5 protein-coding genes and 1 pseudogene are annotated in these 6,275 nt (G+C 65.7%); 3 read left to right on the forward strand and 3 right to left on the reverse strand.

Going from position 1 to position 6,275, the window contains the following annotated elements; genetic code table 11:
• Positions 1–1,012, reverse strand: a 1,012-nt coding sequence (locus tag JOY90_RS21870) for an AMP-binding protein (protein ID WP_291693194.1), incomplete at its 3' end; no start/stop codon positions are given.
• Positions 1,013–1,145: 133 nt separating this feature from the next.
• On the opposite strand from JOY90_RS21870, the gene JOY90_RS21875 reads away from it, so the two are divergent.
• The 3 genes from JOY90_RS21875 to JOY90_RS21885 all read left to right on the forward strand — a co-directional run bounded on the left by JOY90_RS21875 (position 1,146) and on the right by JOY90_RS21885 (position 4,597).
• Entirely contained in the window at positions 1,146–1,367 is a 222-nt protein-coding gene (locus JOY90_RS21875; protein WP_291693195.1) for a hypothetical protein, read from the forward strand.
• 144 nt (positions 1,368–1,511) lie between these two features.
• Positions 1,512–2,882, forward strand: a complete 1,371-nt coding sequence (locus tag JOY90_RS21880) for an APC family permease (RefSeq protein WP_291693196.1) — start codon at positions 1,512–1,514, stop codon at positions 2,880–2,882.
• A gap of 98 nt (positions 2,883–2,980) precedes the next feature.
• A complete protein-coding gene (locus JOY90_RS21885) occupies positions 2,981–4,597 on the forward strand; it encodes a protein kinase (protein WP_291693197.1) in 1,617 nt (538 codons plus the stop codon).
• 85 nt (positions 4,598–4,682) lie between these two features.
• Here the strand turns inward: JOY90_RS21885 and thrS are convergent, their stop codons facing one another.
• Together thrS and JOY90_RS21895 are read right to left on the reverse strand one after the other, a co-directional pair.
• Positions 4,683–5,885 (reverse strand): threonine--tRNA ligase, encoded by a 1,203-nt coding sequence (gene thrS, locus JOY90_RS21890; RefSeq protein WP_291693198.1) that lies wholly within the window; start codon positions 5,883–5,885, stop codon positions 4,683–4,685.
• Between the two features lie 204 nt (positions 5,886–6,089).
• A pseudogene (locus tag JOY90_RS21895) lies at positions 6,090–6,275 on the reverse strand (hypothetical protein); the annotation flags it as partial.

A 6,275-nucleotide genomic window follows, 5' to 3' on the forward strand; every position in this document is an offset into this window, starting at 1 on the left:
GCAGGAAAAAGATTTCGCCGCTTTCACCCGGTGCGACATCCTTGCCGTCGGGACCAAGGATGCGAAGCCCGCAGGATTCGTCGATTCTACCGACCGAGCCCTTATGCGCGAGCCATTCGGTGCCGGAGATCACGGTGCGGCCCTGCCGCTCGGTGCCGCCATAGAGCTCGAAGATGCGCTCGGGCCCGAGCCACTCGATCCAGCTCTGCTTCAGCCAGGGCGGCATCGGCGCGGCCATGTGGAACACGACCCTGAGGCTCGACAGATCGTAGGCGCGGCGCACCTCCTCGGGCAGCGCCCAGATCCGGTGCATCATGGTCGGCACGAAATTCACCCATTGCACGCGGTCGCGCGCGATCACGCGCAACGTCTCCTCGGCATCAAATTTCACCATGCCGGTGATCTGGCCGCCGCCGAACAGAGCGAGATGGGTCGCGATGAACGGGGCATTATGATAGAGGGGGCCGGGATTGAGCAGCGTGGTGTCGCGCCCGATGCCGAGCGGCTGGTCGACTGCGGTGTCGGTGACCGCCGGCAGATGATCGAGGATCACCTTGGGCCGCCCGGTCGAACCGCCGCTCGTCATGGCTTTCCAGTAGCGCGCCACGGGGTTCGTCAGCGGCGCATCGGAGAAGCCTTCGGGTACGAAGCCGGCCGGCAGTGAATTGCCGGCGTTCCAGTCGGCCTCGCCGCCGACCACCAGCGAGGGCTTCAGGATCTCAAGCACGGCTGCGGCCTCGCCGCGCGGCAGCCGCCAGGACAGCGAGGTCGGCGTCGCCCCGCACTTCCACACCGCGAATGTCGTCTCGAAGAACTCGTTGCCGTTGGGCAGCCCGATGGCGACGAAATCGCCGGGCTTGACACCCTTGGCGGCAAAGGCGCGAGCCCGCCGATTGGCGTTGCGCTCGAGCGCGCGCCAGGTCAGCGCCTCGGTGCCGTGGCGGACGGCGGTCGTATCGTCCGGCTTGCGTTCGGCATACCAGAGCGGCACGTCGGCAAGGGGGATGAGCATACCGGCATTTCCTCATGGGCGCTTCAGAGCGCTCTTCTGCGCGGCTGGCCGCCGCGCGTCATGCACTTCACCAAGAGCGGCAATGCCGTGTCAAGGCATCGGGCGAAGCCGCGGCCGGCCCCTGTCGACCATCTTGCCGATCGGCGCAATCGGCGGCGCCGAGTCACGCGCGCAAGTCTCCCTGGTTCGAGAAGCCTGGCAACCGATGCTTGCATTCCAGAAGAGAGAAATAAGATTTCTCGAAAGGAAATGGCAGCCGCAACTCATTGCCGCGCATCGGCAATTGCGATCGTTGCCGATGGAAGAAGCGGCCGCGGCTGAAAATTTGCGCATCACGCCCGTTGCCTACGAATAAAAGTTTTTTAATACTAGGAAATGGCGGTGGGGAGGGTTGGGCTGCCCCCTCGGGGCGGCTTGGCCGGGACGCCAGGCAGGTTCTCCCAACGAAGCGTCGCTCGAGATTCGAAAGACTCACACTTTTCCGTTGGAGACACATGCGATGTCTGAACTGCGCAAGGACAGCCTCACTTTCATGGAGGCGTTGGGCCAATCGGTGGCCAACGTCTCGCCCACGCTCACGCCCGCGGTTGCGGTCACGGTGGTCGCGGCGATGGCCGGCACCGCCTCCTGGCTCGTCTATGTGCTTGCGACGCTGTCGCTCGTGATCGTCGGCATCAATGTCAGCAAGCTCGCCGCCAGGATTTCGGCGGCGGGCTCGTTCTTCATCTACGTGTCGCGGGCGCTCGGCCCGTCCTGGGGCATGCTGAGCGGATGGGCGATGCTCGCAGCCTATCTCTTCACGGCCATGGCGCTGACCGCGGCGACCGCCCTGTTCATCCAGGATCTCCTGACCTCGGCCGGGCTCGCGACCGCGGCGCCGCCGATCCTGCTGTTCGCGGTCATCTCGCTCGCGGTCTGGCTGTTCGCCATGCGCGACATCCGCATCTCGTCGCGGGTCGGGTTGACGGTCGAGGCGGTCTCGATGGCGATCATCATCCTGGTCTGCTTCATCTCGCTCGAGGACCACGGCTTCGCCACCGACACCAGACAGTTGACGTTCGACGGTGCGAGCTTCGGCTCCGTGGCGCAGGCCATCGTGTTCGGTATCTTTTCCTATGTCGGCTTCGAGAGTGCGGCGACGCTCGGCAAGGAGACGCGAAATCCGTTCGTCGCCATCCCCCGCGCGGTCATCCTGACGCCGATCATCGCCGGCGTCTTCTTCATCTTCACGACCTATGTGATCACGCAGGGTTTCGGCGACGACGGCGCCAAGCTCGGCGCCTCGACCGGGCCGATGACCGATCTGGTCGCCGGCAAGAACGGGATGCTGACGGTCTTGATCTACATCGGGGCGACGATCAGTTGTTTCGCCTGCGCGCTCGCCTCCATCAATGCCTTCAGCCGCATGCTGTTCTCGCTCGGCCGCTACCAGTTCGTGCATCGCTCGATGGGCATGATCCACGACCGGCACCAGACGCCTCATGTCGCGGTCACGATCGGCTGCGTGCTGAACTTCCTGATCTGCTCGGCCTTCTACAAGCAGGCCTATACCGACCTGCTCGGCTATTTCGGCACCATCGCGAGCTTCGGCTTCATCCTGGTCTACATGGCCTGCTCGGTCGCCGCGCCCGTGCTGCTGAGGAAGCTCGGCACAGTCACCACCGGGGACTACGTCATGGGCGCGCTCGGCGCCGTGCTGATGATCCTGTCCCTGATCGGCAGCCTCTACCCGGTGCCCGACGTGCCCTACAAGTATTTTCCCTATGGTTTCGCCGTCTACATGCTGGTCGGCGTGGTCTGGTTCGGATTGCTCAAGGTCCGGATGCCGCAGACCCTGCTCGGTCTCGAGCACGACATGGAAGTCAGCTAGCGGCACACGCTGCCGCGGATGGAGCGGCTTCGTCATGACGAGGCCGGCCTTCTGCGTCGCCGTTGACGGGCGCCGAGACTGTCGGCTTTGATGACGACATGGCGGCAGAGGCGTTCGATCGCATCGAGCTCGGGGAGTGGGCGTTCAGCGTCGGCATGCGCGGCGGCGCTCGCGCGTGTCACACGATCCATGACGGCGCCGCGCGCGGCGCGCCGCATCGTGGCCTCGTCATCCTCCTCGCCGAGGGGCTCGGCGCTGTCGATGCGGGACCGTCGGCGGCCTGTGCGGCGCATGCGTTCGCCGACGGCTATTTTGGCGCGGCGCCGACGCTTGGGGCGGCACGCGCGGCCGGGCAGGCGCTGATGGCGATCAACGACTGGCTGTTCCACCAGGGCTGGTCGCGGCAGGCGCAGGGACAATCGCATGTCCGGCTCGGCGCGATCCTGCTCAGGGGACGGCGGCTCGGTTTTGTCGTCGCGGGCGACTGTGCCGTCTATCGCCGGCGGCACGGCGCGCTGCTGCCGCTCGGCGAAGAGGAAGCCGATACGACGCGGGAGCGCGTGCCGCTCGGCAGTGCCCGCGACATTCCTTTCGGGTATTTTGAGTCGGAAGCGAAAGCGGGAGATCGCTATCTTCTGGTCGCAGGTCACGTTCCCTTACGCGAGCTCGAGGCGACGAGCCGGGACGACACGTCGGGTGTCGAGCTTCAGACGGCAGTGCTGTGGCTCGATCTCGCACGCTTGCCGGCCTCGCGCCCCGCCGACCTCGGCCCGGAATTCGGCAAGCTGCCGCTGCGCGAGCCGCCGCAGCAAGGCGAGATGCTGGACGGTTTCGAGATCGCCAACACGATCCATCGCAGCCGGTACACCCTGTTGCGCCGCGCACGCGACACGGTCGAGCAGCGCGACGTGCTGCTCAAATTTCCGCTGCCGGCGATGTTGCAGGACCAGGTGTTCCAGGCGGGCTTCCTCCGCGAGGCCTGGGTCGGGCGCAACGTCGAAAGCGAATGGGTCGCGGACACTATCGAGCTGCCGGCCGGCCGCCAGAGCTGCCTCTACATCGTGCTGCCCTTCTATCGTGGCGAGACGCTGGAAGAGCGGCTGACGCGGCAGCCCGCCGTCGGCTATGCGGAGGGCATGGGCATCGCGCTCAGGCTGTGCCACGCGGTCGACGATCTCGGCCGCCGCCAGATCATCCATCGCGACATCAAGCCCGAGAACGTGGTGCTGCCGATCGGCGGCGGCCTCAAGCTGCTCGATCTCGGGCTGGCCTATCTGCCGGGGATCGACGATCCCAATGAGGAGCGCCTCGGCGGCACTATCAGCTACATGGCGCCGGAATTATTCCGCAACGTGCCGCCCGACGCGCGGTCGGAAGTTTTCTCCCTCGGCGTCACGGCCTATCGGATGTGGACAGGCGGCAGGTTTCCGTTCGGCCAGTGGGAAGTGCAGCCGCTGTCAAGGTTGCGGCCGGACTTGCCGCGGTGGCTTCGTGCTTGCCTGGCACGGGCGCTGGCGACCGATCCGGCGCGGCGCTTTGCCGATGCGGCGGCGTTCGCCCAGGCGCTCGAAGCCGGGTTGAACGAGGCAGACGAGCCATATTCGCGTTACCGGTTGCTTCGCATTTGGTTCGCCGGGCCGAGAATTTGGCAGTGGCTGACGGTGCTGTTTGCCACGTCCTTTGCCGTGACGCTGCTCATGCTGCTGCGGCGGTGAGGCGGTTTGGAGCGCACGATCGTCGTCCTGCCCCGCTCGACCGCGTCACGCCGCCGCGAGTTCGCTGAGAAATAGAAGACGAATTTCAATCCGAGATCTGGCCGGACTGGGCACGCCGTCGAAGCGCGATGACCGCCTCATTCAACGGCAGAACGGAAACGGCGCCGGTGCGCTCGCGGAGGCTGACGGTGCCCTGTTCGGCTTCACGCTGGCCGACGACGGTCACGACCGGAATGCTCGCGTCATGCGCGGCGACGATCCGCCGCGACAGCGTCTCGGCGCTGGCGAACAGGACGCTCCTGACGCCTTCAGCTTCGAGCACATCGTGGACCTTCGCCGCATAGTCGGAGTGATTCTGCGACAGGGGGGCGACGGCGACCTGATCGGGCGACAGCCAGAACGGCAGCGCGCCGGCATGGTGCTCGAGCAGCATGGCGATGAAACGGCCGATCGAGCCGAACACGGCGTGGTGGATCATCACCGGTGTCGCGCGATCGCCGTTCGGTCCGACATAGGAGGCGTCGAGACGGCTCGGAAGGACGCTGTCGAGCTGAACAGTTCCGCACTGCCAGGATCGGCCCAGCCGGTCGCAGAGAGCAAACTCCAGCTTGGGCCCGTAGAACGCGCCCTCTCCGGGCTGGACCTGGTATGACAGGCCGCATTGGCGCGCGGCGCCGCCCAGGGTCCCTTCCGCCCAATCCCATAATTCATCCGAACCGGCGCGCGCGAGCGGCCGGGTCGAGAGAAACACCCTCGGTTCTGGAAAGCCAAAATCGGCATACACTTCCGACAGCAGGGCGACGAAACGGGCGACCTCGCCGGGAACGTCCTCCTCGCGACAGAACACATGGGCGTCGTCCTGCTCGAAGCCGCGCGTGCGCATCAATCCATGCAACGAGCCGGACGGCTCATTGCGGTGACAGGCTCCGAACTCGGCGTAGCGAAGCGGCAGGTCTCGCCAGGAGCGAAGGCCTCTGTTGAAGATCTGGACGTGGCAGGGACACGACATCGGCTTGAGCGCCATCGCGCGCTCGCCGTCGGCAAAATTGAACATCTGTGCGCCGAACTTCGCCCAGTGGCCGCTCCGAGCCCAGAGCTCCCGCGGCAGAAGCTGCGGCGTTCTGACCTCGGCGTAGCCGAGCCGACGCATCTTGCGGCGGATATAGTCTTCCAGGACGCGATAAAGCGTGTTGCCCCGCGGATGCCAGAACACCATCCCTGGCGCATCCTCCTGGATATGCCAGAGGTCGAGACGCGTTCCGAGGCTTCTGTGATCGAGATCGTCCATGGCATGCTCTCCTGAATGGAGGCGGCGCGGACGAGTTTTGCGCATGAAGAAGGCCCCGTCCGTCGCCGGCGGGGCCCTTCTGGTCGTGCAGTCTGTTACCGCATACGACCAGGAGACGACCCGCCGAGGCTGGTCGTCGCGGTAGTCAAATGTGCGGAGCAGATGTTGCGCATATCGTCATTCTGGATTGTCGCTGCCGCCTCGTCAAGGCCTGCCGTGGCGGCGGTGATATTCACTCGGCGACGGCCATGCCCAGGTAGCAAGAGTGGTTCGATCCGGCTCGAAGATTTCGATCAGAAGCGGGTAGCACGGCGCAGCATCGCTCGAATGGGTCGCGCTGCAGTCGCCACCGGGACAGGCCGACAAGGCGCCGAGCAGATCGATCTCCGC

This window comes from Bradyrhizobium sp., from assembly GCF_019242285.1.
Classification (GTDB): domain Bacteria; phylum Pseudomonadota; class Alphaproteobacteria; order Rhizobiales; family Xanthobacteraceae; genus Bradyrhizobium.